Origin of the sequence: Streptomyces sp. SID14478, assembly GCF_010548525.1 — a bacterium.
Taxonomy (GTDB): domain Bacteria; phylum Actinomycetota; class Actinomycetes; order Streptomycetales; family Streptomycetaceae; genus Streptomyces.
On the sequence record NZ_JAAGMG010000092.1, the window covers coordinates 1 to 519 of the forward strand.

Here is a 519-nt window from a genome sequence, read left to right on the forward strand (position 1 = left end):
CGCAGCGCCCCCGCCAGCAGGCCCAGCGGCGCGGCGGCCCCGAACCAGACGCTGTCGCACCGGAACCGCCGGGCCAGCTGGACGGCGCGCTCGGCCGTGCCCCGGGTGGGCAGCAGGGTGCGGGCGGCGTCCCGTACCACCGGGTGCGGCAGGCTCCGGTCGTACGCCGCGGCGCCCGCTTCGGCGGAGGTGTAGACGACGGCGCCGTCCGCGGGGAAGCGGCGCAGCAGTTGGTCGACGAAGACCTCGATGCCGCCCTGTCGGGGCGGCAGATCATTGGTGACGACGAGCGTGCGGCCATGCATCACGGGTGTTCCTGTTCTTCTCGGTGCACCGGGGCACGGCCCACAGCACGAGCGGACAGAGGAGATACCCGAACCGGGACGCGGGCATCAGGAGCATCGCGGCCCCCAGCCCCAGGGCCAGCCGGTCGGCAGCGGCCCGCACGGTGGCCGGCGGCCGCCGGATGAGCGAGGCGGCCACGGCGAGGGCGGCCACCGCGAGCAGCCCGACGGCGAT

2 pseudogenes are annotated in these 519 nt (G+C 76.1%); both read right to left on the bottom strand.

Annotated features, from left to right (window positions below):
• Window positions 1-305 (bottom strand): annotated as a pseudogene (locus G3I40_RS03025) (alpha-(1-2)-phosphatidylinositol mannosyltransferase); the annotation flags it as partial.
• Window positions 274-519: pseudogene (locus G3I40_RS03030) on the bottom strand (hypothetical protein); the annotation flags it as partial. The pseudogenes G3I40_RS03025 and G3I40_RS03030, both read right to left, overlap by 32 nt.